This window comes from Billgrantia tianxiuensis (assembly GCF_009834345.1).
Lineage (GTDB): Bacteria > Pseudomonadota > Gammaproteobacteria > Pseudomonadales > Halomonadaceae > Halomonas > Halomonas tianxiuensis.
On record NZ_CP035042.1, the window covers coordinates 2,715,010 to 2,741,755 of the forward strand.

Here is a 26,746-nt window from a genome sequence, read left to right on the forward strand (position 1 = left end):
CGTGCGGATCATGGAGCAGCAGACCCAGGTATTCGCCCTCGCCGCCGAGATCGTGGAATGGGCCGCTCGCTGGCGGGGAGACAGGGCACTCAACGTCATCCATCAACGGTTCGATCCCGCCCTCAACGCCCTGAAGGGTGACATCGCGACCATACACGATCGCACTGTCGCCCATTACCAGGCCACCTCCGCCCATCTGAGCTCGACGACCCGGGCCACCCTGCTCAACACCTCCCTGGCGTTCGGGTTGGCGTTGATCGGGGTGATTGGCTTGGCCGCCTACCTCTCCGTGACCCATATCTCACGGCCGATCGTACAGTTGACCCGAGGGATGGGCCGCTTGACCCATCGCCAGTATCAGCAGCGCATCGACTACACCGATCGAAACGACGAAGTCGGGCAAATGGCCCAGGCGATGGAAGTGTTCCGCGATACCCTGGAACGCGCCGAGCATCTGGAACTCGCGGCGGAAGCCGCCAAGGCGAAGGCCGCCTTCCTGGCCACCATGAGCCATGAGGTCCGCACCCCGATGAACGCCATTCTCGGTCTCGCCCGGCAAGCCCTGAAACATCCACTCGAGCCACGACAGCGAGAGCGCATGGAGAGAATCGTCCATGCCGGCGAGCACCTCCTGGGTATCATCAACGATATCCTCGATTTCACCCGCCTTGATAGCGGCCACCTCAGGATCGAGAGGATTCCCTTCGCGCCGGGCCTGCTGCTGAAAGAGATGCGGGGCATGCTGGAAGAAAAGGCCCAGGAGAAGAATCTCGAGCTAACTTGCGAATTCGACGCCGAGATGCCCAGGTTGCTGGGCGATCCTCTACGGATCAACCAGATTCTGCTGAACTACACCCACAATGCAATCAAGTTCAGTAACAGCGGCGAGATCAAGGTCCGCCTGGTGGTCGAGCAATCGGCTACCGGTTTACCCTGGTTATACGGTGAAGTGATCGATCAAGGCATCGGCATACGGGCGGAGGATCAGGAGAGGCTGTTCACTCCATTCGAGCAGGCCGATGCTTCCACTACGCGCAAGTTTGGCGGAACGGGACTAGGACTGGCCATCTCCCGCAGCCTTGCTGAGCTGATGGAAGGAAGTGTCGGCGTCAGAAGCGTCCCTGGAGAAGGCAGTGTCTTCTGGTTCAGGGTCCGCGTTGATATCGAGTCTGCATCGGAGCGTCCGGCGCACAGCAAGATGCCGGTCAATCCCAGGCAACTGGTCGGGATGCGGCTCCTGCTGGTCGACGATACCGAGGTGAACCGCCTTCTCGCTGCCGAATTGCTGCAGGAAGCCGGCCTCGAGGTCGAAACGGCGGTCGATGGGTTCGATGCTCTGAACAGGCTGGCCGAGAAGGAGGATGGCTACTTCGATGCCGTGCTGCTCGATCTGATGATGCCGGAACTCGATGGAATGGAAACGTGCCGTCGGATCCGGCAGCAAGCACGCTTCAAGCAATTACCGGTCATTGCGGTTTCAGCCAATTCAAGCGCCAGGGATATCCAACAGTGCCAGGCGGTTGGCATGAATGGGCATGTGGCCAAACCCATCGATGAAAGGCAGTTATGGCAGGTGTTGGTGAACTGCCTGATCGGCAAGGACATCACCGTCACTGACGACAAGCCCCTGTCGCGCGATGCCATGACTGCTGCGGTGTTCGATCCCCAACCGCTGTCGAAGCTTCAACAGCGCATACCGGAAGCGCGTTTTGCACGGGTGCTTTCCATGTTGGTGAAGGACTGTCGCCAACGAGCAGAAGAGATTTACCGCCTGGCTCAAGAAGCACGCACAGAGCCGCTGCGCCAGCTTTCCCATGACATGATCGGCACCGCAGGCCATGCAGGGATGAAGCGCCTTGCCGAGCAGGCGGCACAACTCAACCAAGCATTACACGACGGCGACCAAGCAGAGACGATTTGCCTCGCCTTGCAGCTTCCCGACCTGGTAACCGAAGCGTTGGACGTGCTCGAACAAACCTTCCGTGCCTGTCTCGAACCTAACAGCGAGGAACCGACTTGATATCTACCTGGCACAGAAGGTTCTGCGACCCGGAGAGCCGTCAGAAGGTGCTGCTTGTCGAGGACGTCGAACTGAACAGGGAGCTGGCTGCGGTTGAACTGGAGGAACTCTGCACCCTGATCCCGGCGGCAAATGCCGAACAGGCTTGGGAACTGGCCTTGACGCAGCATCCAGACCTGATTCTATTGGATGTCTGCCTCCCGGGGATGAGCGGGTTCGAGCTTTGCCGAAAACTCAAGGCCGAGCCTCTCACCCATGACATCCCGGTCATCTTCCTCACCGTACTGGGCAAAGAGCAGGATGAAGAAGAAGGGTTGAACCTAGGCGCCCTGGACTACATCCGCAAGCCATTTTCACCTCCCATCCTCCGGGCCAGGGTTCGCAATCACCTGCTGATGGAGCGGCAACGCAAGCAGCTGGCCCTATGGTCACAGGTAGATGGACTGACCGGGGTTGCCAACCGCCGCACCTTCGACCTCCAACTCATGCGGGAGTGGAAACACCATCTGAACCATAAGCAGCCGCTGGGGCTGCTGCTGATCGATGTGGACGAATTCAAGGCGTTCAATGACCATTTCGGCCACCTTGCCGGTGACGAGGTACTGCGTAAGGTCGCCCTGGCCTTGAGCCGTTGTCTGCATCGGAGTAACGATTTGGTGACCCGCTATGGTGGCGAGGAGTTTGCCGCCCTGCTTCCACACACCAACCGCCAGGGCATGAACCACTTGGCCGAAACCATGCGGGCGGCGGTACGCGATCTCGACATCGAGCACCCCGTATCGACCGCGGCCTCTCACCTGAGCGTCAGTATCGGAGGAGCCAGCCTGGTACCCCAAGAGGATACCGAAGGGGCTCACGAACTGATCGTCCTCGCCGACAAGCAACTGTACTTGGCCAAGGCAGCGGGACGAAACAGGGTCATCCTCTGAGGGGAAGATCGCGCATTCCACCTTCATGTGTTATCATCGGATGATAACACCGTGAGCTGAGGTAAAAGTGTCAGATGAAAAAACAACAGATCCAGGTCTAGAAGTCCTTTTAGACCTTAATGGTGAGGTCTTCCCTATGGAGGATGGATATTGGACAAAGTTCGAGGCTTGGAAGGTCGATTCTAGTGAGCAAATTCCTCATGGGGTGAGATACTCCATAACCCTACATGACAAGCACAACAAAAGAATACTTGGGTATGACAACGCTCACGCTATAAAGCCTAAAAGAAGGAACTATTCGGCAAAAAAGAAAACATGGGATCACAAACACAAAATGGAAAGCGTCGAAGATTACGAGTTTGAGAGCGCCGGCAGGCTTCTGGAAGATTTTTGGAATGAAGTTGAAACCATATTGGCTATGAAATAGGTGTGAGATGAAAACTAAAGTCATGACAGTAGGCATCATCTCAAAAGAAGATTATCGCAAACGCACTATCGCCATTGCAAAAGGCGAGTATAAGCCAAAGAAAAACGAACCAAAAATATGGTTCGAATCTATCGCCTCTATGGCTCAGGTTCTTAACAGCGACAACCAAGAATTACTGAGAACAATAATTCATAACAAACCACGCTCCATCTCCGATCTTGAAAAAATAACGTCAAGGAAAAAATCCAATCTTTCCAGGACATTAAAAACTCTCGAGAAATATGGAATAGTTGATCTGAAGAAGGAAGGTGGTAAGGTTATACCGGAAGTTAAGGCAACGGACTTTAATGTCCGGTTTGGGCTCCACTACAGCCACCCAGTGAATGGTGAAAAAACCTTAACTGTTTGATTTTTATGCCAAGAAGCTCGAGGTCTACCCCGTCGCCATGATCGGGATCAGCTACAGCTTTTAAACGCTAACGCTGTAAAGAAAGCGGCCGGGACAGCCTGCGTCCCGGCCATCGAGGCCCTACTCCACCACCTCGCGCTTGCGCACCACATCGACCTGGTATTGCTCCTGGGTCCACTTGCCCTGGGGCTTGTCCATGTACTGGAAGTACTCATTGGTGAAGTTGCCCTGGTTGCAGGTATAGCGGTAGGAAGCGGTGCGGATCTCGTCGCGCGGCAGCACCTGGTTGTACACGGTGGGGCCGGTGAGGTGGAAGATTCCCATCTCCTCATCGCTCTCGATGTTGGCGTAGATCGCCTCGATCACCTTGTGCAGATGCGGGTTGTCGGGCTTGCTGGCGATGAAGTAGTTGCTGATATCGCCCCGCTTGGTGGTGACGAACAGCTCCTCCATTTCCGGCTTCACGATCCGCGCCAGCGGCCAAACGGCGTGGCCGTCGATATCCATGTAGACCCCGCCGTGCCGCTGCAGCACCAGCACGCGCCAGAAATCGGCCTGGGCCGCGCCCACCTGCAAGCGTGAATAGGCTTCAAAGATATCCGCCGGGTAGTTCTGCTCGATGAACGCGGCCCGTGCCTCGGTGATCAAGAAGCGATATTCGAAGCTCGGCGCCATCAGCCGGTTGAACAGATAGTTCAGGTAGACCGGTAGCGTAGCCTTGTCGGTGAAGTTGGTCTGCCACAGGATGCGTGGCACCTTGGCCTCGGCCGCGCGCTTCGACCTCCACCAGGGAGCGGCACGCTCGGGAATGGTGAAGCGCTTGTTGGGAAAGAGAAAATGGAAGCCGTAGGAAGCCAGCTTGGTCACGTTGGCCAGCAGTTTCACCATCCTGGCAAAGGCCAGTACGCCAATGTTGTTCACTCGCTTCCCCTCTTCATGGATACCCCAGCTACGACACGCCCCAGCCCACGCGGTTCCGGGAAGCCGATAACCTACCATGCCAGCCTCCACTCCAACGGGGAAAATAGAGAGATTTTTCAACGCTTTCCGTCTAGCAAGCAAAACCGGCTTAGGGCATTCGAGCCACCAAGCCAACGCTCGGAGCCCGCTCCCACCGGGATTTAACTAATTTTTCACCATTCCTCGCTCAATGGTTAGTTAAAGCCGCCACAGGAGCTTCACGATAGATTTTATCGATATGCGATAATAAATAACTCTTGCCGATAACTTTAACTTCACCTAGGCTCGGGGAGGTGTAGTCGTAGAGCTACCTGACCATAACAACCTCAATAGCCATGCAAGGTGCTTTCATGACCCTTACTCCCCTCGAGCCCAAACGCTCCGCTAGCACAACCAAAGCCTCCAGCCTGCGTCGCTACCTGCTGCCCGGCTTGTTCGGAACGGCACTGCTGCTGACCGGCGCCACCCTTCAGGCGCAGGAGACACTGCGCGCAGGCGGCACCCCCAGCGGCATTCCCTTCACCTTCCTCGACGTACAGACCAACGAGATCACCGGCGCCATGGTGGACCTCGTGCAAGCGTTGGGCGAAGACATGGGCTATGACGTCACCGTGCAGGAGTCCCAGTTCAACGCCCTGATTCCCTCGCTCACCTCCGGCAAGATCGACATCATCTCCGCCGCCATGCTCAAGACACCGGAGCGGGCGCAAGTGGTCGCCTTCAGCGACGATGTCTATCCCTATGGCGAGGGGTGGTCATCAAGACCGACTACGAGGGCGAAATCCACTCGCTGGACGACCTAGCGGGAGAGACGATCGGCGCCCAGGTGGGAACCACCTACGTCGAACAGCTCAATGCCATGGGCATCTTCCCCGAGATACGCAACTACGACACCCTGGCGGACATGATGCGAGACGTCTCCCTCGGCAGGATCGTGGCCGGCGTGGGCGACGCTCCCATCATGGGCTACCAGCTGAGCCAGGGGCGCTTCCCCGATCTACAGCTGGCCGAAGGCTATGAGCAGCAGATGGTCGGCCACATCGGCCTGGCCGTGGCGCAGGACAACACGGAACTGCTCGAGCAGCTCAATGCCTCGCTGGCGAAGCTGAAAGAGGATGGGACGGTGGAGGCCATATTTGAGGAGTGGGGACTCTGAGCTTCGCCTGAAGCACCTTCTCCACGTCCGCGCGCCGGCGGCACCTTCCGGCCGGCGCCTTCGACGATTCCATGAACAGCGCAACGCAGGCAGTGCCTTTCGGCATCGCCGGCATGCGCCTGGAAAAAAGGTTCTCCCATGGAGTTCTCCGACGTAGTCGCTTTCCTGCCCATCCTGCTGAAAGGCGCGGTGGTCACCGTACAGATCACTATCGGCGCCCTGCTGCTGAGTTCGTTGCTTGGCTTGGTCCTGGCACTGATGAAGCTCTCGCCCTTCCGCGCCCTATCGCTGACCGCGAGCACCATCGTGAACGTGATTCGCGGCCTGCCCATCATCGTGCAGCTGTTTTACATCTACTTCGTCATACCCGAACTCGGCATTCAGCTCAGCGCGTTCCAGGCCAGCATCATCGGCCTGGGCATCGCCTACAGTGCCTACCAGGCCGAGAACTTCCGTGCCGGTATCGAGGCCATCGACAGCGGCCAGATCGAAGCGGCCAAATCGATCGGCATGAAGAGTCGCCTGATCATGCGTCGCGTGGTGCTGCCCAGGCCATTCGCATCGCCCTGCCGCCCTACGGCAACACGGCGGTCATGATCCTCAAGGACTCCTCGCTGGCTTCCACCATCACGGTGGCGGAGATGACACGGGCCGGCCAACTGATTGCCGCCTCCACCTTCCAGAACACCACCGTGTACACCATGGTCGCGCTTCTCTACCTCGCGCTGAGCCTGCCGCTGATCTTCGGCGTCAACCGGCTGGAGCGTTACTTCGGCAAATCCGCGAAGGGGCAGGCAAATGATCACGATCGACAGCATCCACAAATCCTTTGGCACCACCGAAGTGCTGAAGAGCGTCAGCCTCGAAGTGAACGCAGGTGAAGTCGTTTGCCTGATCGGCCCGTCCGGCTCCGGCAAGTCCACGGTCCTGCGCTGCATCAATGGCCTGGAGCGATACGACGGCGGCGCGATCACCATCAACGGCCGGCAGGTCGATGCCGACAGCCGGGACATTCACGACCTGCGCACCCGCGTCGGCATGGTCTTCCAGCGCTTCAACCTGTTTCCGCATCGCTCGGTGGTGGAGAACGTGATGGAGGGCCCGGTTTACGTCAAACACGAACCACGCAGCGAAGCGCGCAAGCAAGCCATCGAGCTGCTCGAAAAGGTCGGGCTGGGCGACAAGGTCGACGCCTACCCTCAGCAACTCTCGGGCGGGCAGCAGCAAAGGGTCGCCATAGCACGCGCCCTGGCCATGCGCCCCGATGCCATTCTCTTCGACGAACCCACCTCGGCCCTCGACCCGGAACTGGTCGGCGACGTGCTCACCGTAATGCGCGACCTGGCAAGAGAAGGCATGACCATGGTGGTGGTGACGCACGAGATGAGCTTCGCCAAGGAAGTCGCCGACCGCGTCTGCTTTCTCTACGGCGGCCAGATCGTGGAAGAAGGCAACGCCAGGGCCCTGCTCACCGAACCGCAGCATGAGCGAACCCAGGACTTCCTTCGCCGAGTCCTCAATCACTGAACCGCCCACAGGGAACCGAGCCAATGGACGAACTGCAACATATGCCCCCTTCGCTGTGGGCGGATACGGCACCGGCAGCACCGCCAGGCCCGCCCTGACGGAAAGCCGTCGCGCCGACGTCGTGGTGATAGGAGGCGGCTTTACCGGGCTCAGCGCGGCACTGGCGCTGGCCGAGCGCGGCATCGATACCGTATTGCTCGAGGCCAACGCCATTGGCTGGGGCGCCTCGGGCCGTAATGGCGGCCAGGTCATACCGGGGCTGAAGTACGATCCCGAGACGTTGCGCCAGCGCTATGGCCAGGAGCGCGGCAGAAGATGGTCGAACTCACCGGACGCAATGCCGATGTGGTGTTCGAACTGATCCAGCGCCACGGTATCGACTGCGAGGCCAGCCGTAACGGCTGGATCCAGCCGGCCGCCACGCATGCCAGTTTGAAGGTGATCGAGGCACGCGCCCGCCAGTGGGCCGACCACGGCGTCGACGTAAGCTGGCTCGACCGAGCGGCATGCGCCGAGCGCCTGGGCAGCGAGGCATATCTCGGCGCCTGGCTGGACCCGCGTGCCGGCGGCCTCAATCCACTGGCCTACGCACGCGGCCTGGCAACGGCCGCCGAGGCAGCCGGCGCACGGCTCTTCGAGCGCTCTCCAGTACAGGGGCTGGATGCCCAGTCAGGCCGATGGGTGGTCGAGGTGCAGGGTGGCGCCAGAATCGACGCCGGCCAGGTGCTGTTATGCACCAATGGCTATTCGGGAGGATTGCAGCCCGGGCTGGCAAGAAGCGTAATAGCCGCCAACAGCTACCAGATCGCCACGCGACCGCTCACCGACACGGAAGCGCAAGGCATACTGCCGGGGGCGAAGTCGTCTCGGATGCCCGCAAGCTGCTGCTCTACTTTCGGCGGGACGCCAGCGGCCGGTTGCTGATGGGAGGGCGCGGCCCGTTCCACGAGCCCCGGGGCGAGCCCGACTTCCGCCACCTGCAGCGGGCCATCGGCAAGCTCTACCCGGCTCTGAAGAATGTGGAGATCGGCTACCGTTGGGCGGGCCGGGTCGCCCTGACACGCGACGCCCTGCCCACGTGCATCAGCCCGCAGCGGGGCTGACCGTAGCGCTCGGCTACAACGGACGGGGCGTGGCCATGGGCACGCACCTGGGCAAGCTGATCGGCGAACACCTGGGCAACGCCTCGCTCCACGACGCCTTGCCCCTCCCGATCACGCCCATACAACCCATTCCCCTGCATGGGTTGCAGCGGCTCTACGTGGGTGCCGTGGTGAATTACTATCGAGCCCGGGATTGGCTGGAACGCTAGGCTCTTTGCGAAAAATGTCTGCGCTATATCACCCTCTCCCTGGAGAGTCCGCGCATGGTAGGCTGGGCGCCAAATAACGATCTCAGTAGTGATATCTCAACAACGATATCTCAGGAGCCAAGCGAATGACGACCGGCGAAGAACGGCCCTCGCGCTCTTCCCTGTTCAACCAATCCATCGAGAAGGCATTCGCCATCCTGGGGTTGTTCGGCGCCCAGCATAGCCAGCTGAGCCTTTCCGAAATCGCCCGGCTCAGCGGCATGAGCATGGGCTCGGTACAGCGCATTACCCATACGCTGGAGCAGTTGGGCTACCTGATCAAGGTACCCGCCTCGCGCAAGTATCGTATCGGCATCAAGATCCTGACGGTGGCCTCGCAATACCTGGAAGCGGACCTGCTGGTGGACTGCGCCAATCCCTACCTTTCCGATCTCAGCAACCGCTGCCTCGAAACGGTCTCGCTGACCGAGCCCAGTGGGCTCGAGATGGTCTATGTGGCCCGCTTCACCAGCCGCCATTACATTCCCATCCACATGCCCATCGGCAGCCGGGTGCCCATGTACTGCACGGCTTCCGGGCGGCCTTCCTCTCGGCGCAGGATGAAACGACCATCCGTCGCTACCTGGAGGCCTCGGAGCTGATTCGCTACACCCCCGACACCGTGACGGACATCGATACCCTGCTGGAGCTGATCCTGGCGTGTCGCAAGCGCGGCGTGGCCTGGAACAACGCCGAGTACTTCCTGGGCGACATCAACATCGCCGCACCGGTACTCAACGGCTCAGGCGAACCGGTAGCCGCGGTTCATATCACGGCCCCCGGCAGCCGCTGGACGCTGGATGCCGCCCTCGAACGGCTGGCTCCGCCGCTGATCGAGTGCGCCCGGGCGATCACCAAGGCGGCTCGCACACGGATGTAGCCCAACGAAGGTTGGGCAACCGCCTACTCACGCCGAGCGCCAGCGCCGCTTCAAATAGCGATGCAGCGATTCGCGATAGTGCGAATCGAGCAGGTGCCGCTGGCTTATCGAACGATAAAGCGCGCGCCACTTGGCACGCTTGTTGATTGGCAGCGGTTTGACGTGGGTATCGATCCAGATGATCTCACCCGTGGCAGTGCACAGGAAATTGTTCATGTGCAGGTCGCGGTGCACATAGCCGGCAGCGGCCAACTTCATCAGGTCATCGCACAGGCTGGCGAGAAAACCCTCGCGCTGATATTCGCCCAAGCCCGCAAAATACTGCTCGCCCGTCATTACCCCATCGACATGCTCGATCAGTAATAACGAACCCTGATGATTAAACGGATTCAGCGACAAGCCCCAGGCCAGACAACGCGGCGTGTTCAGCCCCGCCTGCTGCAGAATCTTCTTGCTACGAACTTCCTTGCGCGCCTCGAACTGCCAGAAGATACGCTTGTCGATGAAATCGCGCAGAAACCAGCGCACGGGTCTTTGCTGCCAGCGATATTTGTCGCTCTTGACCTTGGCCAGCACGCCCGTCGTCTTGTCGAAATAGAACTCGCTGCTTGCCATTCCCTCCATCAGGCGGGACCGGTCGTCCTTGCTCAAGCTCAGTGGTAGGCGCATTCGCCCGCTTTCGAACAACAGGTAGTTCCGCCTGCGGCCGGCAATTTCCACCGCAGTGATCTTCACTCGATTCCCCCGGTCATCTCGTTGCCAGGCCTCAGTATGCAGGCCAAGCAGCCAGAAGAAAGTACCCTGCCAAAAAACCAAGAGCAAGTCAGGAGCGAAGCCAATTTTGCCCCGCGCTACCCCAGGGGATGCATCATGTACCTGTCATAGGCTGCGATATCACAGGCTGTGGCACCGCAGGCTGCGATACCATGGTCAGGGCATCCTGGCCGTCCAGGAGAGGCTCCTGCTCCGGTACCTTGTGTTCCGGTACCTTGTAGTACTCCCTATACCACTCGACGAAGCGAGCCACCCCCACCTCCACCGTGGTTCGAGGGCTGTAGCCCACGGCCTGCTGTAGCCCTGTGACATCGGCATGGGTATCCAGCGCATCGCCAGGCTGACGCGGCAGCAGGCGAACTTCCGCCTTCCTGCCCAAGCACTCTTCCAAGACCTTGATGTAGTGAATCAGCTCAACGGGCGCCTGGTTGCCAATGTTATAGATATGCCAAGGCGCCGTACTGCTCGCCGCCGGGGGCTCGCCTACGGCGGCCAGGTCATACCAGCCATCATCCGCCACTGGCAGATGATCATGAATTTTCAGAACGCCTTCAACGATATCTTCGATGTAAGTAAAGTCACGGCGATGCCGGCCATAGTTGAATACTTCTATCGGCTCACCGGAAAGTATCTTCCTGGTAAAAGTGAATAGCGCCATGTCAGGGCGCCCCCAAGGGCCATAGACGGTGAAGAATCGCAGCCCCGTGGTGGGAAGATCGTACAAATGGCTATAAGCATGCGCCATCAATTCATTGGCCCGCTTGGTTGCCGCATATAAATTGAGAGGATGGTCGGCGCGATCACCTTCCTTGAATGGCGTGCGTACGTTCCCCCATAAATCGAACTCGAAGAGGCGTACACCAAGTGCTCCACTCGCTGCGTTCGGCACCCTTCCAGCACATTCAGAAAGCCCACCATATTGCTTTCCATATAAGCATGGGGTTCTCGAGCGAATACCTTACGCCAGCCTGAGCCGCCAAATGAATCACCCGTTCTGGGTGCCACACGTCAAAAAGCTGATCCACACCACGGCGGTCAGCCAAATCCAGACGGATGAAATGGAAGCCCGCTTCCTCGGCAAGACTCGCCAATCTCGCCTTCTTGAGTTCCGGATCGTAGTAGTCATTGAGGTTATCGAGCCCCACCACCATCTCGCCGCGGTGGCACAAGGCCCGAGCCACATGGTAGCCAATGAATCCCGCCACGCCGGTAACAAGAGTCGCCATTGAATCCACTCCATACTCAATGGAATGTATTCCAACGTAACCCAAGCTTTTGCAGAGCGAGATACCAAATGTGCTAATTCAGCGTCATGGATTATCTCATACGAAGCGAATGGAATAAAACGCCGACGAGCTGAGTCTCAGCCCTTTTCCGTAGCGATTCTGAGACGGGAAGCTGCCTTCCACATTGTTTTATTCCTACGCCGTTTGATCTTGCTCGACTTCAGCGCCAAACGTAGCCGCTGACGCCATGGCAGGCTGCGCCGTTGAGCGAGCGCGCCCGGACAATCACCAAGGCGGCTCGCACAAGACCTTGAGCGGACTAATTTGCCGATGAATGTGCGGCTCCAACGTCAACTGGTCGTGGAACCGAAGAGCCTCTACTGCACCGCTTCGCGCTTGCGTACCACGTCGACCTTGCTTTGCTCGCGGGTCCACTTGCCCTGGGCTTGTCCATGTACTGGAAGTACTCGTTGGTGAAGTTGCCCTGGTTGCAGGTGTAGCGGTAGCAAGCGGTTGGAATCTCATCGCGTGGCAACATCTTGTTGAACACGCCGGGGCCGGTCAGCTCGAAAATGTTCTTGTCGGCCTCGCTCTCGATATTGGAGTAGATGGCTTCGATGATTCCATTCAGATGCGGATTGTCGGGCTTGCTGGCGATAAAGTAATTGCTGATATCCCTCGCCGGGTCGTCACGTAAAGCTCACCGATCTCGGGTTTGACGATCCGTGCCAACGGCCACACCGCGTGGCCGTCGATATCCATGTAGACCCCGCCGTGCCGCTGCAGCACCAGCACGCGCCAGAAATCGGCCTGGGCCGCGCCCACCTGCAAGCGTGAGTAGGCTTCAAAGATATCCGCCGGGTAATTCTGCTCGATGAACGCGGCCCGTGCCTCGGTGATCACGAAGCGATATTCGAAGCTCGGCGCCATCAGCCGGTTGAACAGATAGTTCAGGTAGACCGGTAGCGTAGCCTTGTCGGTGAAGTTGGTCTGCCACAGGATGCGTGGCACCTTGGCCTCGGCCGCGCGCTTCGACCTCCACCAGGGAGCGGCACGCTCGGGAATGGTGAAGCGCTTGTTGGGAAAGAGAAAATGGAAGCCGTAGGAAGCCAGCTTGGTCACGTTGGCCAGCAGTTTCACCATCCTGGCAAAGGCCAGTACGCCAAAGTTGTTCACTCGCTTCCCCTCTTCATGGATACCCCAGCTACGACATGCCCCAGCCCTCACGGTTCCGGAGAGCTATGATCTAGTTTCGAAACTCCCAGCTCACTAGTAAACCAGCTCAACTGTTTTTTCACCTCATCCCAGTCTAACTGATTGACATCCAGCGGCTCGCTAGGCTGTGCCAACATATTAACCGACAGCGGGTGCCGGCTGTGCCAATCGTCGCGATCGGCCGGATCATAGGGGAACAGCACAAAGGAGGGCACACCCAAGCCATCAGCTATGTGAACCGTAGCAGTTATACCCGACACCAGGGCATCGGCATGGGCGATAAGCGCGATATTGTCATAGACGCTCTGCGTGTCGGGCAACGAAAAGACTCGCTCACTCCATTGTTGACACAGTGCCTCGACCTCCTGCTGCTTGCCGGGAGCGGATAATACGCATACGTCGTGCCCAGGCAGTCGTTCAAGCAGCATGGGGATGAGTTGCCGGCTAGTCTCGAACGTGAGAGTACGGGCACGCCCCTTGCTGAAAGCGTTGAAACAGATGAAGGGACGTCGACCTCTCACAAAGGTAGCCACCCGCTCATCGCTCTGCTCGTTACGGGGACGAGGTACTGGGTATCCGCCCCCTGTACGCCACAGCGTTCAAGCAGTGTCAGGTATTTCTCGGCAAAATGACGCCCTCGAGTAGCCTCTCCCAGCTTGAGATCGACCAGCCCTACGCTATCGTCCAGGCTAGCAACATGCCTGGCCTGCAATTGACTCAGCAGGTAGAGCGCTCGATGGTTAGCCAAATGGCTGAAAAACACGACCAGATCGACCTGACCAATACGCTTGGCTAGCTGTCGGATTTCGCCGTAGCCAGCACGCTTCTTCGTTACGTGCACTGTATCCACGCCAAACTGATCGCGAAATACCGGTGCCATATCGGCTGTGGCGATGACTTCCACCGAAATGCCCTGCCGCTGCAGCTCTCTGGGCACGAAGGAGAACACTACCGAATCGCCCCATTTGGCATCCCACCGGATGAAAAGCACCTTGCGAACCTCTGAGGGCCTTTCAACGGCCAGCTTTTCACGATCAAAAAGCCGTCGAATCAGTGCGATGCGAAGCCTATCTCGGCTCGACCGGACCCCATTCAACCCTTTTCTGATAAGGTATCCCACCACTCACCCTCGCGTCTGGCCACACTGGCAACGGAAAGAACTTTTCGTTAGGCTTGCCGCACCCGGAAATGGCTCAGGGTAGCACATCACATCGCTCCCGATAACCGAGCCGTAACGACCTTGGCTACCCAACCAGGAGCATAGACGTGAATATCGTTTTTTCGACCACCCGCCAGTGGAATCCTGGCGACGAATTTATTCTCATGGGGTGTATCAACCTGCTTCAGCAATACCTCGGTGAGTTTAATCCCATCATTTACAACCGAAACCCGCAGACACGACGCGCCCGTAAGTATGATATCATCAAAGCCATCGACAAGGCGGCCGGCAAAGATCTAGTTGAGAAATTTCTCGACAACTCGGTCAAAGAAAGGCCGCCTATGGATTATGCTGACATGGTAGTCTTCGCTGGCTCCCCGAGTGGCGAGGCAGACGCATGGTCAAGCTCTATTCATCCATTCTCGAATACGATCTTCCTACCATTTTTCTTGGCTTGGGGACCAGCGGGAAATTCAGCTTCAATGACGAACACTTCACTAAGGAAGAACAAGAAGTTTTTAAACGAGCTTCGCTAATAACCACAAGAGATACTGACACACATGATGGGCTGCAACCGCTAGAAACCCATCAGCTACCTTGCCCTGCCTTGCTATCTAGCAAAAGCGGAAGATTGGTAGATAAAGTCAAAAGAATCGGCTTAATGTACGGTACGAACGACGCGGTTGCCAGCAACAACGTTTCTAGCGATACCTACCAGTACATGATGAATATTTATAAAAAATTACTTGATGATTACGGTGACGAATACGAAATAGAGTTTGTCTCACACTACATAGACGAGCTATCTCATTTTAGAAAGGACTTCGGTGATCAAACCGTTCGATACTCCTACGACGCCAAAGATTATCTGGATATTTATAATCGCTATGATCTGGTAATAGGTTACCGTGTCCATGGTATCGGAATATCGGCCTCCATGGGAATCCCCGGCATCATGCTTGCTCATGATAGACGAGCGGCCACGGTAAAAGGCTTCCTTGCAGACATGATAGCTATTGACGACCCTATGAGCAGGTAAAAGAAACGATTGACGCTTCAATTGGCAACATCGTGAGCAGAAGCCGCGCATTGGCCGAGCATAAAGAGGCAACACAAGAGCGTTACCTCACCCTGCTAGACCGTCATCTTCGCATCGGTTAATGAGAGAAGGCGGCGTACTTTATGCGCGCCGCCTAGCTGCGATGCCTATGGTAGAGGCTCCGCACACCCAGAGGCAATGCATGGTACCGAACCCCTCATTGCCTCTCGGACATCTGATTCCGATGCAAGAGCGCCATCGCCAATAGCGTCACCTGCATGTAGGTGTAGAAAGTTGTCATCATTTCATGGTGTATCGCCGCTTCGGTCAGGTTGTACAAGGCAAATCCTAGCGTAAACACCAATGCTGCCTGCGACCAGACATTACTGCTGTCCTGCCGACACAGCCGCCAATGGAAAACACCAGGGACGACCAAATAGCCAAAGAGCGCCACCAATCCCAAGACACCACCCGTGGCAGCCATCTCGAAATACTGACTATGAGCATGGCCACGGCTGACCCCGAGTACCCATTCGGTTATTTCCCCATCTTCTACCAACTGCGCATTCAGCGCTTCGCGCTCCTCATAGCCAAGCCCGATCAGTGGGCGAGCCAAGAAAGCATGAGAAGCCGCAGTCCAAAGCTGCAAGCGCCCACCGGTGGATACCGCAGCTTCAATGTCACCCTCTGACAGGTTATCCAACTCGGCGATGGTGTAGGCAACCCGATCCTGTACGCTGGGCAGCGCGACATAACTCACCGTGCCCAGCAGCAACAAGGCAGCGATACCGCTGGCGAAGGTCTTCCAGCCGATCTTGTCGATATTCAGCATCAAGAGCACTATCAGCAGGATGGGCATTGCCAGAATGCCTCCCCTGGCTAGCGTGAGCACACAAGTCACGGCACCGGCCAGAGCCGCGGCCAACAGCCATGCCTTATGGCGGCTACCACGGATCAAACAGGCTGCCAGGAAAGCCATGGCACAGCTGAGATAGCTCAGGTTGATGCTGAACAGAAAGCCGTCGGCACGGTAGCTCCCCAATGCCTGGGTTTGATAAAGCGCAACGGCCAGTGCACCAAGGCAGCCCAGCACCAAGCCCGCTTCCATGTATTGCCTTAAAGCAGGCAAGTCAGGCGGGACCAGCAGGTGGCGTAGCATCAGGTAGATGGGCACCAAAGCGGCCATATGCGCGCCTGGAGCCAGGTAACGGGACTCTTGATCGGCCCAGAAATAGATAGGCAGCCGGGAAAGCAAGAATAACAGCAGTAGCGCAACCACCACCCAATCGAACGGAGTGATCGTCAGCGTGTGGCGATTGACCACCAAATAGCCGATGGAATAAAGCAGCAGCACCGCAACCACGGCATGGCTACGTATCGGCGTGGCGATGAGAAGCACCAGCACCAGGAACAACGCCCACTGGTTGACCCACAAAGCTCGCTTTCGCTCGAACACCCCTTTCATTGCCCTTCTCTCCCCCAAGCGAGCCATAAACGCAACGAGCGCCCGCAGGCGCTCGTTGAGATCATATCACCTCCCGCACCGGGCGGTGCGTTGAGGCCGATGAGTGTCCGAGGGCTAGCTCCCACGATAGCGATGTGCAGCCAAGCCTTAACGGGCACCAAAGCCGGTAAACAGGATGCGCACCGTCTTGAGGGAGATCAGCACATCCAGCCACAGCGATACGTGCTTGATGTAGTAGAAGTCATACTGCAGCTTCTTGGTCATGCCCTGCACCTCTGCCGCATAGCCCTGCTCGACCTGGGCCCAGCCGGTAATACCCGGGCGCACCACATGGCGATAGCTGAAGAAAGGAACGTCTTGCTCGTACCATTCGGAGAGCGACGCCGATTCCGGGCGCGGGCCAATGAAGCTCATCTCCCCCTTCAGGATGTTGAAGATCTGGGGCAGCTCATCGATACGGTACTTGCGAATGGCCTTGCCGACCCGGGTAATGCGCGGATCATCCTCGGAGATAGTGAAATCCTCGCCGCTCATGTCGTGGTACATGCTGCGAAATTTGAACATCAGGAAAGGCCGGGCGCGATAGCCCACGCGCGGCTGCATGAAGAACACCGGGCCAGGACTATCCAGCTTGATGAGAATAGCCGTAACCAGCATGATCGGCAGCAACACAGGTAACAGCAGGATAGCCCCAAGGGTATCGGCAAGGCGCTTGAAGCGTAGGTACATCAACGAAGGCAGCAGGCTGCCGAACTCGTTTTCGGAGAGGCTATCGATCTGCACGCGCCCGGAAATCGACTCATGGATCTGGCGAATGTGGTAAACGGGAATGTGGCATAGGGTGCAGGTGGCCAGAAATTTCTCCCACTCCGGCGGCAGATCCTCGGCGCGTAGATCGGCCACCACGCCATCGAAGCGGACCCCTTGAAGATCGGGCTCATCCAGCATACGCAGGTCCAGGCGCCTACTGCCCAGCAGCCGCTTGGTGTCGCCGAACGGCACCAAGGCCAGCTTGAGCTTGCGATAGCGCTTGCCAATGAAATAGCCGAGATAGAACCATATCAGGCTGGCCAGGTAGCCACCGAACATTACCTGGCGGGTGTAGCCCTCACGAGTAAAAAACAGCAGGGCTACGGCAATCAGAAAAGCAATGGATACCGTAGGCAGGATATAGGCAGGCAACTGAGTGCCTGGGTAATCCGCCAAGCGACGCAGCGTCAGGGCAGAAGCCATGAACGCCAACCCAACCGCGATAATGGTGTTACTGCGGACATCCGGCAGGTACAACCAGAACTCCCATCCCCAACGCTCCAGCGATGGCAGCAGGATGACCAGCGGCAACCCCACCAGCACGTGAATGCCCAGCCCCAGCAATAACACCTCGTACCAGCGGGAGTGCCGGCGCTCGTACTTACGTTTCATTCGTCACCAGAGCCAAAACTTCCTCGGCCATGTCGGCCATGATCTTGTCACGCCGCCATTTTTCTACGAATGCCGGGCGCGGGCGGCAGTGTAACTCAAGTCGATCCAATGCAGCGACAGCCGACTCGACATCACCTGGTGCGAATAGCGCAGCGTTATCTATTTCCTCCCTGACGAAGCGCGCGGGAAAGCCCGCCAGCCCAGCCCAGATCGGGCGCCCTGTTGCCGCATACTCGAACAGTTTGGAAGGCAGCACGGTCTCCAGCGAAGGCAGGGTATTCAGTTGCAGAAACAGCACATCGGCTGTGCGATAGGCACCGAGCAGCGCCTCGCGTGGCACGGGGTCTTGCACGTTAACGTTCTTGATGCCTCGCTCATTCAGAGCGCGGCACAGTGCCTCTCGTCCCGCCCCGGCCCCGATAACGGTAAATTCAACCCGTTTGTGCAACCGCTCAGCCAAACTCGGCAACACGTGCTCGATCCCCTGGCCAGCCCCCAAGTTGCCGGCATAGAGTACCTTCAGCGGTTCGGTGCCGTGGCAATCCGCACGCTCGAAAAAGCCGGATTCCGCCGCCTCGACGAACGGAAGATCGATACCGTTGGTGTGCCACGTGAAATCTTGGGATGGATAATGAGACTCGTAATAGGGAGCAAACCCTCGCGACACCAGGTTGATGCGGTCGGCCCGGTCCAATGCCCAGCGCTCCACCCAACCAAAGATAGGCGCCAGCAGCCGGCCCACGCCACTAGGTAGCACGTAAGGCAGGTTAGCAACAAAATTATCGCGTATATCCTGATATAGCTTGGCGTTGCAACGCCTTGCCACCCATTGCCCAAGCGCAGCGGTTACCAAGCGCGATGACGTAGCGATCACCAGATCATACGAAACGCCCTTGATCAGCCTACGTACCTGAAGCGCATAGCAAGTGAACGCGCGAGCCTGCGCGGCCATACCACGCCCGCCGGGAACAGGTAAGCGTATGATTCTCACACTACCCGAGAAAAGCGTTTCCTCTTCAGGCGGTGCGTCACCTCCGGCTACACACCGGCCAGGCATCGTAGTGATGACATGTAGCTCCGCCCCTTTGGGCAAACGACACGCCAATGCATTCACCAGTGCCTCGGTACGAAAGGCACCGGCACTGATATCCGGCGGATAATAGAACCCAAGCAGGAGCAATCTCACGAAGCCTAACGCCCTGCCTTGGCAACCCGTGAACTGGGCAATATCCGCTCATACAGCTCGACCAATGCCCGCTCCTGACTCTCCCAGTTGAGCGACCCGGCTGCCTGCTCCGCTTTGGCGCGATGGTAAGCTCGTAACTCCGGTGACTCCACCAATTGGCGAATGGCGTTTGCCAAGGCTTCGGTATCACCCGGAGGCACCAACAAACCCAAGTCATGGGTTCGTACCACCTTACCAATCTCGGGTAGCTGGCTAGCCACTACCGGCAAGCCTGCTATGACGTACTCAAATAGCTTGTTGGAATCGGTAGTGAAGTGGTTCAGGCAAGTGTTCTCGATGGGCTGCACACCGACATCCGCCGAGGCGGTATAGGACGGCAGCTCACTGAGCGCAACAGTAGGAATGAAGCGCACACGCTCCTCCAACCCCAACTCGGCGGTCAGTTCGTGCAGCTCAGCGGCCTGGCGGCCTCCCCCAATAAACACGAAATAGGCATGCGGTACACTGGCAGCAGCCTCCACCAAACGAGGAAGCCCCCTGCCCGGCTGTAACCCGCCCTGATAGAGCACGATCGGCCAAGGCTCGGCCAGCCCCAGCTCCTCACGAATACGGTTCGAGCCCTCCACTTTGACCAGCCGCGGACGATTCTGCAGCACCAAGGGGCGCGGTATGCCATAAGCACGAGCAAAAAACTTGGCACGTGCATCCGTAGTGGTAATGGTGCCCGCCGCTTTAGGCATCAGCTTCTTTTCCAGCCACCCCACCAGCCCTCGAAATGCCTTGTACCCTTCCCGGTCCGTACTGATCTCGTGAGCATCGTAAACCAAGGGTACGCGAGCAATCTTAGCCGCCAGCCAAGCGGTAGGTAGTACATTGACATCATGAGCATGGATGACATCCGGACGTGAGCGCACGAGCTGAGCGGCAAGCCCAGCATGGGTCCATAACCTAGCCACCAGCTTGAGTAATTGGCGCATGAAGGTTTCCGGTGGCGGAGCAGCAACCTTCTGCGGTTGCGACTTTGTCTTCTCACTCTTCTTGGCGGCATTGCGTTCGGCTTCTATACGCTTGCGCTTGCGAAGCTTCCACAGCGGGCTGCGAGAGACACGTACCACCTGAACACCAGAGGCAAGAATTTCTCGCTCTTCCGTCACACCGGGTGTATGCAGTGCATGCACGACCACTTGATAACCTGACGATTGCAGCGTCTGTGCTTCCTTCAACACCCGCGCATCATTAAGAAACTCGTTCCATACGACCATGGAAACTGTATTTGTCAATTTAATTTCCACCTATCACTTTTCATTTAGCAAGCGAAGCATGTTCTTGACTTTACCAAATGCTAAAGACAGCTTCTGCTTATTAATGAGGCGCTCGAGCTCTAATGCCAAAGCAGCAAGCTTAACCCAGTCTGGATCTAAGTTCTTGTGAACATCTACACCCTCGGATTCAATATAATTTAAAAGCTTGTTTACCTGACCAGGTGGAACACCCGCCCCTAAGGGTTCAAGCGTCCATTTTTCCCAATTAATTGCCAGATGAGCATCTGAATTTCTATCCTTCCATACTCCATTGCGAATAGCAGGGTTTACAATTACCAATGGCAACTTATCCAATAGCTTCTTAAGATCCGGCAAGGATTCAATAAACTCATCAACAGTAAACAAATGATGTTCATCGTTGACGGCCACCTTTACTCTTTGCAACAAGCCGGGCGTTAAGCGATCACCAACTAATGGCCTGGAACGTAGATAACGGTTTTTTAAACTAGCAGAAGGAAGGATAAGAGCTAGGGAGTAACCAACTTCCAACGCCCCTTGTCTGCTTGCTTTTTTGTCAACATCCTTCCTGGTGATAATTCACACACATGGCAAGAAAGCTTCTCAATCTCTGTTACATGCAATAAAATTGGAGCGGGTAACCCACTAGGCGGGTCCAGCAACAAAGAGGCCTCATGTCTCGCCAGCGCGGTACGGTTTTTTTCGTAGAGTTTGATCAAGAATTTTCTTTCATCTCCATCAACAGAAACCAGCAAGTGTGGAATATTTTGCTGCCCACTTTCTAGCCACTTCACGCTTATACAATTAGCAGATAATGGTGAATTTTTAACATCTGAAAGCAAAGGCGGCAACCAACCGTCGCGCACTTCCGGACTCAAATAGCTCCAGATATTATTCTGCTTTGACGATACAGACGAGGGAATGAGTTGCTTGCCATGAAAAAAAAGCGCATCCAATTTTTGACGCTGTTTACTTAGCCCATATATACTGTTAACAAAACCTGTGACTCGAGAGAACACTTGGCGACTAAGCAACAAAGACACTATTACGACAATAAAACTAGGGGGCGTCCAAATTACAAACTCCACTATTAGAAAGGCAAAGGCAACAAAAAACCCAACATTACTAATCAAACCAACAAAGGCCGAGAGGTTGGCTTCCAAATAATCATTGAACGCTGAGACATATCGGGATAGTACAAGAACCAGCAGGAAAGCACTAACCGGGTAAGCGAGCAACACTAACGACATAGAAGAGTAAAAAAATGAAATTCCGGACAAAGAAAGGAAAACAAATACCAGCCCAGCCAAAGCGCTTGAATATTTCTGATAGCCATTGGCCGCTACTTGATCTTGATTTTCGAACAGACTTAGCTTCTGACTCTTAGAAAGTAGCTTTTCAGACGCAGCAGCTGTCGCCAAATCAATCAGTTTATTCGCCAAAAGGTTGAACAGGAAGAAACCGACCGTAGCAACACTAAGCAATACTACCAGCAAGTCACGATCTACTGACTGAAACGATGATGGGAAGTAACGGGGCATCCCATCTGACCCAAGCAGTATAATAACTTTCAAGGGAAGAAAGGAGGACAAAAGCGCTGATAGCTGCGCTATCAGGGTTAGTAACACGATGCCAGTGGTATAGTAAGGCACGACCCTATAAAATTTTGCCCCTAAAGATACACTCCAACGCAAAGCGCTCAAAATTGCATTAAGCATCTAACATATCACCTGGGCACTAATAGAAAAAGAAAGCATCAAAGTACGACGCCCCATACAACCAATATCAAAGCAGACCATTCCATCTAAGAGAAGCGATGCCGCCCACATAAAATACTCAACCCAATTTTCTTATTCCCCTAATAATTCTACTTACAACAGTTAGCATTCGTGATTTCTCTTTCACCGTACGAGGTACGGCTAATGCCTCTTCCAACCCAGAAATAAGCTTAACCGAAAGGTTATGTTGTATAGCCCATGTCAGGCAAAACGTCTTTAACTCCTCAGGCAAACTATCATTGACCCAAACTTGTCCAGCGTCGGCCATACACTTAAACAAACTCGGCAGCAAGGAAACGAGCACCGGAGCAAATTCTTTCTCTGAAAATCCCGCTCCAGAAATAACTAGCAACTCTAGATCTTGAAAGCCCTGCAGGACTTGTCTATCGTCAACGAACGGGTAGGAACCGCTGACGTTTAGTAGCTGGAGTGAAAGCCACTCAGAGAGCCCATCTTCTCTACTAAAGTCGGTAAAATTACCCTCCCCACAACCACTAGCAAGGCAGTCAACTTTACCAATTTTTTTAGCTCGGTGGGCCTTGGCTAGCTTTATACAAACAGCATCAGCCCCCAATACAACCGAATGTTGCCTATTAGATTTTCGCTGCCAATACTTAAAAGAGGCTCCTAGTGACTGAACATTTTTTACAGGAGCTGCCGCAGCAGGAGCCACCTTCTCTTCTGACATCTCAAATGCAAACTTAGTAGTCACCTCCAGTCCTGCCCGACTCTTGAATACTACACGTAGCATTTGACTGGGCTCGACTTGATTGGCCTTATAGGAGATACAACTAAAAACACGCTCTTCCTTTCTACCCTTTACTACTGACAGGCTGTCTGGAACCTTTCCCTCAAAACTAATATGCAAGAGATTTCCCGAGCGACTGGTCACCGTTACCTGCTCGTCCTCAATCGTAATTTTTTTATCCTTTGGAAAGTGCCATTGCAAAGTAATATCTCTATATTCACCGTCACCTGATGAGATTTTATCTTTAATCTCCACGATTTTGTCTTTAGCATCAAACTCGACTCGCCGCTCATGTGCCACAGGCACCAGGACATCAAGCTTCATGCATAAAAAAGGCTTTGATGGATCTATTGAATAGTCTAAGACTTCCCAAGCCTTCAAACGATGATCAAAATTCTTATGATAGTTGGCATGAGAAATCAATGGTACATTGTGACCGTGGCGACCACGCATATACTTTCGCACCGGATCATTATTGATATAGTTATAGAGACCAGAATCAATTAGCCAGTCTTCACCACCAGCATAAAGACTAACATGGCTTTCATCTTGCTGATGGTGATAACGGCTGGAGCAGCCCACTTTGGCGATCAGGTGGAACGCTTTCTGGTAGTGCTCCTTGATAGGCCAATGGTCGCGGAAAATCGCGTAACCAGACTTAGGATAAACGCAGTTCAGTACCGGTGGTCTTACACCCTGCTCGCCCTGGGTCAGAGCATAGAGAAAATACTGGTACTCCAGGCGGTGGCCGAACATCTCACGATAAGCATCCGAGGTGGGTAGCTGCTCGGTATCACCAATGGGTGGCAGCTTGCCATCTGGGCGTAGAACATGGGTGATAAAGCTCAACGCCTTATTGGAGAACTGATTGAACTGTTCAGCCAGATCACCCAGCATCTGTTCTGGATAGTCCTTGATTATACCCAAGAACACCTTGAAGACGAAGATGTGGTAGGCGGGGCTATTCTCGACGTGGACGCCCTCTTCGGTAAAGGCAAACGTCAGCTCACTGCTGATACGTCGAATGGCGATCTGCTGCCACTCTCGGGCCCGCCCTCCTTCAAACACGGTACCGAGCAATAGCAATACACGGGCCTGCTCCAGGCCGTGGTTGGTGTGCTCTGAATAAAAGCTATCCTTGGCCAGCCTCTGACCATGCACTACCAACGCCTGTTCCAAGGAGGTCAGAAACTTACTATTTTTGCTTGCCCACTCGGTTGCATGTTCACGGCAGTAGTAAGCAAACAGCACGAGTTGCTCAGCGCGCAACGCAGTTGCATGGTCGTGCCAGATAAACTCGAATGGGTAGCTGGTATCTGTATCTAAGTAGGTGTCAAGCCATGATTGGATCGCTTCGCGAGCTGTGTCTAGTACCGCCTCTTCACCATTGGTTCGATGAAAGGCTATCAGGTAAGATAGAAAGGACAACCAGTTCAATCGCCACTGCCAGCTGCGGTTGTTGAGCGGGTCCTTCTCCCACTCACCCCATCCGGAAAATGGGACAGCTTTGAAAGGGGCTAGCTCAAGCTGCTGTTTGGCGAATAGTTTCTCGCCCAGCGCCTTGTTTCTCGAATGATTCGAGAGCTGCAGCAATTTTTTCTGGACGCAACACTCGAGCTCAAGACAACCAGCTTTTTTTAAGGACATAGCCCCCCGCTCTGTATTACTAAGCAAATGTTTAACCTCATGAGCATGCTGATATTTCACTAGCCATTGATGCACTTCATGTGATAAAGCCATTAATTTATTATCATTCACGCCCAGGTTTTCATTTTGACCAAGCCTAACATTAAGTAGCCAATTAGCATCTAGCGCCAAAAGATCTTCGTAATTAGCCCGACTTGCCAAGCTTAAAGCTGTTTGGCTATTCAAGGAGCAACTGTGACTCATCACCTTGAACCAAGCATTGCGCTGGCCACTAGAGAGGCCCAATGCATTAATCTGGCGAATCAACTCAACTTCTTCCGGCTTTAAGCTCTCATTACTACGTTGAGCTTTAATATTTTCTACAGGCCCCTCAACTACACAAGTTAAAATATCGTCAACAATATCAGCACCATATTCAAAAACTCTTATTGAAGAACCACTGAGCCTTTCGAGTTTTTCAATAACTTTTGGGTAATCTAAAAGATTCTGTATAGAGGCAAGCCCTGAGAAATCATCAAGAGTTAGAGGCGTTGCATAAAAGCTCATTGCCGAAGAAGGCTGGTTAACAACAGCCTGTTTGTAGTAAGATTTTAAGAATGCTACAGGCTCTCTCACAACAATCAGAAGCTCAAGACAACCCAGTTTTTTCAAACCTTCAAAAAGTTCTACCCAACGAGAATCTTCTATGTTATCTAACTGATTGACTATGGACTCAGTCGAAAGAAAAACCGTTTTATCTTTATGGGTAATCAAGTCTTTACGAAGAATTTTAAGCGCCTTACTTATTTTCCCCAAACGTACAAAACGAAATAACTCTTCATGCTTTATATCACCTACACAGAGCGCGCTTGGGTAGTTCACGCCTTTTTCCCTAAGCCTCTCCCGAGAGTCAGAGCAAGCCTTCTGTAACGCAGTAGATGCACTCTTCGGATACCCTACATGAACAAAAAGCTTAGGCAAAGGCATAGATATAAACCAGTATATTTAATTTAAAAAAATCAAACTTCGTGGAGAAGTCCGGAAGCAATGTACTTAACACTTGAAACAGATCACAGATAATTAAAAATTCGCAAGCAGACTATAGCAAACAATAAAGCCCCTCACCAATAGACAAATAGAGAAAACACGCAAGTCCTAAATTTCATAATTAAATATGGATAACAGCCGCTTATCTATTCGCTCCTCAATAATTCTAAATGCTTCATCTTCAATTTCGCGACGCCAAACTTCATTTCCATAATAATTCCTATACCAATGAACATTTCTATCATCACCTTTAGCGGAGACATTAAGCTCTTTGAAGCCGTGAATACCCCCAATAGCATTTAAAACATCCTTTAGCGCCTCCTCTTGAGAGCGAGCAAAGTCCTCAAATTTCACAAAGTAAATATTATTTCGAAAGGAAACCTCTTCCAGAAACCGCAAATACGAACCAACTTTTTCATTCCAAAGTTGGATTGGAGTTAGGATGGCGCAACCCAACCTCTCTCTTTCAACTGTTTGCCATGGTTGAACAACGAAATCCTTAAAATTTTCTTCGATTCGCTGGAGCTTATGATAAGGCCTCTTGTGAAGTGCTATTAGCCAAGAAACCGGATGCCTCACCGTTATAATAAATTTTGTATCACCCATGCTACTAAAGTCATCAAAATTTAAAGCACAGTGCTTCCATAAGGTTAACAATCCGCACTCTTTAAAAACCGAATCAATAACTTTCTCTCTCTCCCTTAGCCGATGAAAACCATCTAGACCTTGGCAAGCCAAATTTATTTTCTCTTTAATTCTCGGCTCTATCTGACCAGATGTAGATGGAAAGAAATACAAGTTATTAAAGTTAAGTCTTAAAACTTTCTCAACGGCATTGGTCGACGTGTTTCTTTCTCCAAATATTTTAAACTCTTGAACTGATGTGGACATAACACCCTCAAAAGAAATAGCGACTAGTTACCCATAGGCTATTAGGAGAGGCTATAAAAGTACAGCCACCCTTGGCTCATCTGCTCAGAGCATCTCAAATAGATTGCTAAAGCAAGGCAAACGGAACAGATTAAGCTAGTCTTTCCAGTCTTTCACTTCACTCAAAACACAAAGTTTAAACCTGCGGAACGCGCTGTCGATAGTAATACTTACTATCCACAATAAGTAGCA

The 26,746-nt window shown here is 54.4% G+C and carries 28 protein-coding genes and 2 pseudogenes; 15 read left to right on the top strand and 15 right to left on the bottom strand.

Annotated features, from left to right (window positions below):
• Positions 1-10: 10 nt before the first annotated feature.
• The 4 genes from EKK97_RS12690 (at position 11) to EKK97_RS12705 (ending at position 3,785) form a co-directional block, all read left to right on the top strand.
• Positions 11-2,020, top strand: coding sequence for a response regulator (locus EKK97_RS12690; protein WP_159552347.1), 2,010 nt, complete (start codon positions 11-13; stop codon positions 2,018-2,020).
• Between the two features lie 47 nt (positions 2,021-2,067).
• Entirely contained in the window at positions 2,068-2,949 is an 882-nt protein-coding gene (locus tag EKK97_RS12695) for a diguanylate cyclase domain-containing protein (RefSeq protein ID WP_201296870.1), read from the top strand.
• A 67-nt stretch (positions 2,950-3,016) separates the two neighbouring features.
• On the top strand, positions 3,017-3,376 hold the full coding sequence (locus tag EKK97_RS12700; RefSeq protein WP_201296871.1) for a toxin-antitoxin system TumE family protein: 360 nt from the start codon (positions 3,017-3,019) through the stop codon (positions 3,374-3,376).
• Between the two features lie 7 nt (positions 3,377-3,383).
• Positions 3,384-3,785 carry an HVO_A0114 family putative DNA-binding protein gene (locus EKK97_RS12705; protein WP_201296872.1) on the top strand — a complete coding sequence of 134 codons (402 nt, stop codon included), beginning with the start codon at positions 3,384-3,386 and terminating at the stop codon, positions 3,783-3,785.
• 120 nt (positions 3,786-3,905) lie between these two features.
• On the opposite strand, the gene EKK97_RS12710 is transcribed toward EKK97_RS12705, so the two are convergent.
• Positions 3,906-4,706 (bottom strand): glycosyltransferase family 32 protein, encoded by an 801-nt coding sequence (locus tag EKK97_RS12710; RefSeq protein ID WP_159552351.1) that lies wholly within the window; start codon positions 4,704-4,706, stop codon positions 3,906-3,908.
• A gap of 389 nt (positions 4,707-5,095) precedes the next feature.
• Here EKK97_RS12710 and EKK97_RS23815 point away from each other — a divergent pair, with 389 nt between their 5' ends.
• The 10 genes and pseudogenes from EKK97_RS23815 to EKK97_RS26115 all read left to right on the top strand — a co-directional run bounded on the left by EKK97_RS23815 (position 5,096) and on the right by EKK97_RS26115 (position 9,659).
• The gene (locus tag EKK97_RS23815) at positions 5,096-5,548 is read left to right on the top strand and encodes a transporter substrate-binding domain-containing protein (RefSeq protein ID WP_201296874.1); all 453 of its coding nucleotides are present in this window, start codon (positions 5,096-5,098) and stop codon (positions 5,546-5,548) included.
• A complete protein-coding gene (locus EKK97_RS23820) occupies positions 5,497-5,901 on the top strand; it encodes a substrate-binding periplasmic protein (RefSeq protein ID WP_201296875.1) in 405 nt (134 codons plus the stop codon). Before EKK97_RS23815 ends, EKK97_RS23820 begins: the two co-directional genes overlap by 52 nt.
• A gap of 138 nt (positions 5,902-6,039) precedes the next feature.
• Positions 6,040-6,498, top strand: coding sequence for an ABC transporter permease subunit (locus EKK97_RS24670; protein ID WP_236551208.1), 459 nt, complete (start codon positions 6,040-6,042; stop codon positions 6,496-6,498).
• On the top strand, positions 6,495-6,782 hold the full coding sequence (locus tag EKK97_RS24675) for a hypothetical protein (RefSeq protein WP_236551209.1): 288 nt from the start codon (positions 6,495-6,497) through the stop codon (positions 6,780-6,782). The genes EKK97_RS24670 and EKK97_RS24675 overlap by 4 nt, the downstream gene beginning before the upstream one ends.
• Entirely contained in the window at positions 6,700-7,428 is a 729-nt protein-coding gene (locus tag EKK97_RS12725) for an amino acid ABC transporter ATP-binding protein (protein ID WP_159552353.1), read from the top strand. The genes EKK97_RS24675 and EKK97_RS12725 overlap by 83 nt, the downstream gene beginning before the upstream one ends.
• Before the next feature lie 55 nt (positions 7,429-7,483).
• Entirely contained in the window at positions 7,484-7,789 is a 306-nt protein-coding gene (locus EKK97_RS25415) for an NAD(P)/FAD-dependent oxidoreductase (RefSeq protein ID WP_201296876.1), read from the top strand.
• Entirely contained in the window at positions 7,744-8,352 is a 609-nt protein-coding gene (locus EKK97_RS25420) for an NAD(P)/FAD-dependent oxidoreductase (protein ID WP_201296877.1), read from the top strand. The genes EKK97_RS25415 and EKK97_RS25420 overlap by 46 nt, the downstream gene beginning before the upstream one ends.
• Complete coding sequence (locus EKK97_RS23835) at positions 8,352-8,531, top strand: FAD-binding oxidoreductase (RefSeq protein ID WP_201296878.1); 180 nt, start codon at positions 8,352-8,354, stop codon at positions 8,529-8,531. The genes EKK97_RS25420 and EKK97_RS23835 overlap by 1 nt, the downstream gene beginning before the upstream one ends.
• Positions 8,507-8,740 (top strand): hypothetical protein, encoded by a 234-nt coding sequence (locus EKK97_RS23840; protein WP_201296879.1) that lies wholly within the window; start codon positions 8,507-8,509, stop codon positions 8,738-8,740. The genes EKK97_RS23835 and EKK97_RS23840 overlap by 25 nt, the downstream gene beginning before the upstream one ends.
• Before the next feature lie 125 nt (positions 8,741-8,865).
• A pseudogene (locus tag EKK97_RS26115) lies at positions 8,866-9,659 on the top strand (IclR family transcriptional regulator).
• A gap of 27 nt (positions 9,660-9,686) precedes the next feature.
• Here EKK97_RS26115 and EKK97_RS12740 read toward each other — a convergent pair.
• From EKK97_RS12740 to EKK97_RS12760, 6 genes and pseudogenes are all read right to left on the bottom strand, one after another.
• Complete coding sequence (locus EKK97_RS12740) at positions 9,687-10,394, bottom strand: lipopolysaccharide kinase InaA family protein (protein ID WP_159552355.1); 708 nt, start codon at positions 10,392-10,394, stop codon at positions 9,687-9,689.
• Positions 10,395-10,527: 133 nt separating this feature from the next.
• A complete protein-coding gene (locus EKK97_RS25835; RefSeq protein ID WP_422672567.1) occupies positions 10,528-11,322 on the bottom strand; it encodes an NAD-dependent epimerase/dehydratase family protein in 795 nt (264 codons plus the stop codon).
• Positions 11,319-11,659: pseudogene (locus EKK97_RS25845) on the bottom strand (GDP-mannose 4,6-dehydratase); the annotation flags it as partial. The pseudogene EKK97_RS25845 and the gene EKK97_RS25835, both read right to left, overlap by 4 nt.
• 627 nt (positions 11,660-12,286) lie before the next feature.
• On the bottom strand, positions 12,287-12,835 hold the full coding sequence (locus EKK97_RS12750) for a glycosyltransferase family 32 protein (protein WP_236551210.1): 549 nt from the start codon (positions 12,833-12,835) through the stop codon (positions 12,287-12,289).
• 47 nt (positions 12,836-12,882) lie between these two features.
• The gene (locus tag EKK97_RS12755) at positions 12,883-13,302 is read right to left on the bottom strand and encodes a glycosyltransferase family 9 protein (protein WP_159552357.1); all 420 of its coding nucleotides are present in this window, start codon (positions 13,300-13,302) and stop codon (positions 12,883-12,885) included.
• Between the two features lie 89 nt (positions 13,303-13,391).
• Positions 13,392-13,997 carry a glycosyltransferase family 9 protein gene (locus tag EKK97_RS12760; RefSeq protein ID WP_159552359.1) on the bottom strand — a complete coding sequence of 202 codons (606 nt, stop codon included), beginning with the start codon at positions 13,995-13,997 and terminating at the stop codon, positions 13,392-13,394.
• Positions 13,998-14,430: 433 nt separating this feature from the next.
• Here EKK97_RS12760 and EKK97_RS23855 point away from each other — a divergent pair, with 433 nt between their 5' ends.
• The gene (locus tag EKK97_RS23855; protein ID WP_201296882.1) at positions 14,431-15,072 is read left to right on the top strand and encodes a polysaccharide pyruvyl transferase family protein; all 642 of its coding nucleotides are present in this window, start codon (positions 14,431-14,433) and stop codon (positions 15,070-15,072) included.
• A gap of 217 nt (positions 15,073-15,289) precedes the next feature.
• On the opposite strand, the gene EKK97_RS12770 is transcribed toward EKK97_RS23855, so the two are convergent.
• The 8 genes from EKK97_RS12770 to EKK97_RS12805 form a co-directional block, all read right to left on the bottom strand.
• The gene (locus EKK97_RS12770) at positions 15,290-16,537 is read right to left on the bottom strand and encodes an O-antigen ligase family protein (RefSeq protein ID WP_159552361.1); all 1,248 of its coding nucleotides are present in this window, start codon (positions 16,535-16,537) and stop codon (positions 15,290-15,292) included.
• Between the two features lie 147 nt (positions 16,538-16,684).
• A complete protein-coding gene (locus EKK97_RS24685; protein ID WP_159552363.1) occupies positions 16,685-17,959 on the bottom strand; it encodes an exopolysaccharide biosynthesis polyprenyl glycosylphosphotransferase in 1,275 nt (424 codons plus the stop codon).
• Positions 17,949-19,145, bottom strand: a complete 1,197-nt coding sequence (locus tag EKK97_RS12780; protein WP_159552365.1) for a glycosyltransferase family 4 protein — start codon at positions 19,143-19,145, stop codon at positions 17,949-17,951. Before EKK97_RS12780 ends, EKK97_RS24685 begins: the two co-directional genes overlap by 11 nt.
• A gap of 5 nt (positions 19,146-19,150) precedes the next feature.
• Complete coding sequence (locus EKK97_RS12785; protein ID WP_234286218.1) at positions 19,151-20,437, bottom strand: glycosyltransferase family 4 protein; 1,287 nt, start codon at positions 20,435-20,437, stop codon at positions 19,151-19,153.
• Between the two features lie 3 nt (positions 20,438-20,440).
• Positions 20,441-20,836 carry a hypothetical protein gene (locus tag EKK97_RS12790; protein WP_159552367.1) on the bottom strand — a complete coding sequence of 132 codons (396 nt, stop codon included), beginning with the start codon at positions 20,834-20,836 and terminating at the stop codon, positions 20,441-20,443.
• 98 nt (positions 20,837-20,934) lie between these two features.
• On the bottom strand, positions 20,935-22,143 hold the full coding sequence (locus tag EKK97_RS12795; RefSeq protein ID WP_159552369.1) for a hypothetical protein: 1,209 nt from the start codon (positions 22,141-22,143) through the stop codon (positions 20,935-20,937).
• 118 nt (positions 22,144-22,261) lie between these two features.
• Positions 22,262-25,459: a heparinase II/III family protein gene (locus EKK97_RS12800; protein WP_159552371.1), complete on the bottom strand. Its 3,198-nt coding sequence runs from the start codon at positions 25,457-25,459 to the stop codon at positions 22,262-22,264.
• A gap of 273 nt (positions 25,460-25,732) precedes the next feature.
• Complete coding sequence (locus EKK97_RS12805) at positions 25,733-26,515, bottom strand: hypothetical protein (protein WP_159552373.1); 783 nt, start codon at positions 26,513-26,515, stop codon at positions 25,733-25,735.
• Positions 26,516-26,746 lie beyond the last annotated feature (231 nt).

What these genes read in the sequence shown, in the direction of transcription:
- EKK97_RS12690 (WP_159552347.1), top strand. Translation starts at nt 11, where the DNA reads ATGGAGCAGCAGACCCAGGTATTCGCCCTCGCCGCCGAGATCGTGGAA.
- EKK97_RS12705 (WP_201296872.1), top strand. Translation starts at nt 3,384, where the DNA reads ATGAAAACTAAAGTCATGACAGTAGGCATCATCTCAAAAGAAGATTAT.
- EKK97_RS23815 (WP_201296874.1), top strand. Translation starts at nt 5,096, where the DNA reads ATGACCCTTACTCCCCTCGAGCCCAAACGCTCCGCTAGCACAACCAAA.
- EKK97_RS24670 (WP_236551208.1), top strand. Translation starts at nt 6,040, where the DNA reads ATGGAGTTCTCCGACGTAGTCGCTTTCCTGCCCATCCTGCTGAAAGGC.
- EKK97_RS24675 (WP_236551209.1), top strand. Translation starts at nt 6,495, where the DNA reads ATGATCCTCAAGGACTCCTCGCTGGCTTCCACCATCACGGTGGCGGAG.
- EKK97_RS12725 (WP_159552353.1), top strand. Translation starts at nt 6,700, where the DNA reads ATGATCACGATCGACAGCATCCACAAATCCTTTGGCACCACCGAAGTG.
- EKK97_RS25420 (WP_201296877.1), top strand. Translation starts at nt 7,744, where the DNA reads ATGGTCGAACTCACCGGACGCAATGCCGATGTGGTGTTCGAACTGATC.
- EKK97_RS23835 (WP_201296878.1), top strand. Translation starts at nt 8,352, where the DNA reads ATGGGAGGGCGCGGCCCGTTCCACGAGCCCCGGGGCGAGCCCGACTTC.
- EKK97_RS12755 (WP_159552357.1), bottom strand. Translation starts at nt 13,302, where the DNA reads ATGCTGCTTGAACGACTGCCTGGGCACGACGTATGCGTATTATCCGCT.
- EKK97_RS23855 (WP_201296882.1), top strand. Translation starts at nt 14,431, where the DNA reads ATGGTCAAGCTCTATTCATCCATTCTCGAATACGATCTTCCTACCATT.
- EKK97_RS12770 (WP_159552361.1), bottom strand. Translation starts at nt 16,537, where the DNA reads ATGAAAGGGGTGTTCGAGCGAAAGCGAGCTTTGTGGGTCAACCAGTGG.
- EKK97_RS24685 (WP_159552363.1), bottom strand. Translation starts at nt 17,959, where the DNA reads ATGAAACGTAAGTACGAGCGCCGGCACTCCCGCTGGTACGAGGTGTTA.
- EKK97_RS12795 (WP_159552369.1), bottom strand. Translation starts at nt 22,143, where the DNA reads ATGCTTAATGCAATTTTGAGCGCTTTGCGTTGGAGTGTATCTTTAGGG.
- EKK97_RS12805 (WP_159552373.1), bottom strand. Translation starts at nt 26,515, where the DNA reads ATGTCCACATCAGTTCAAGAGTTTAAAATATTTGGAGAAAGAAACACG.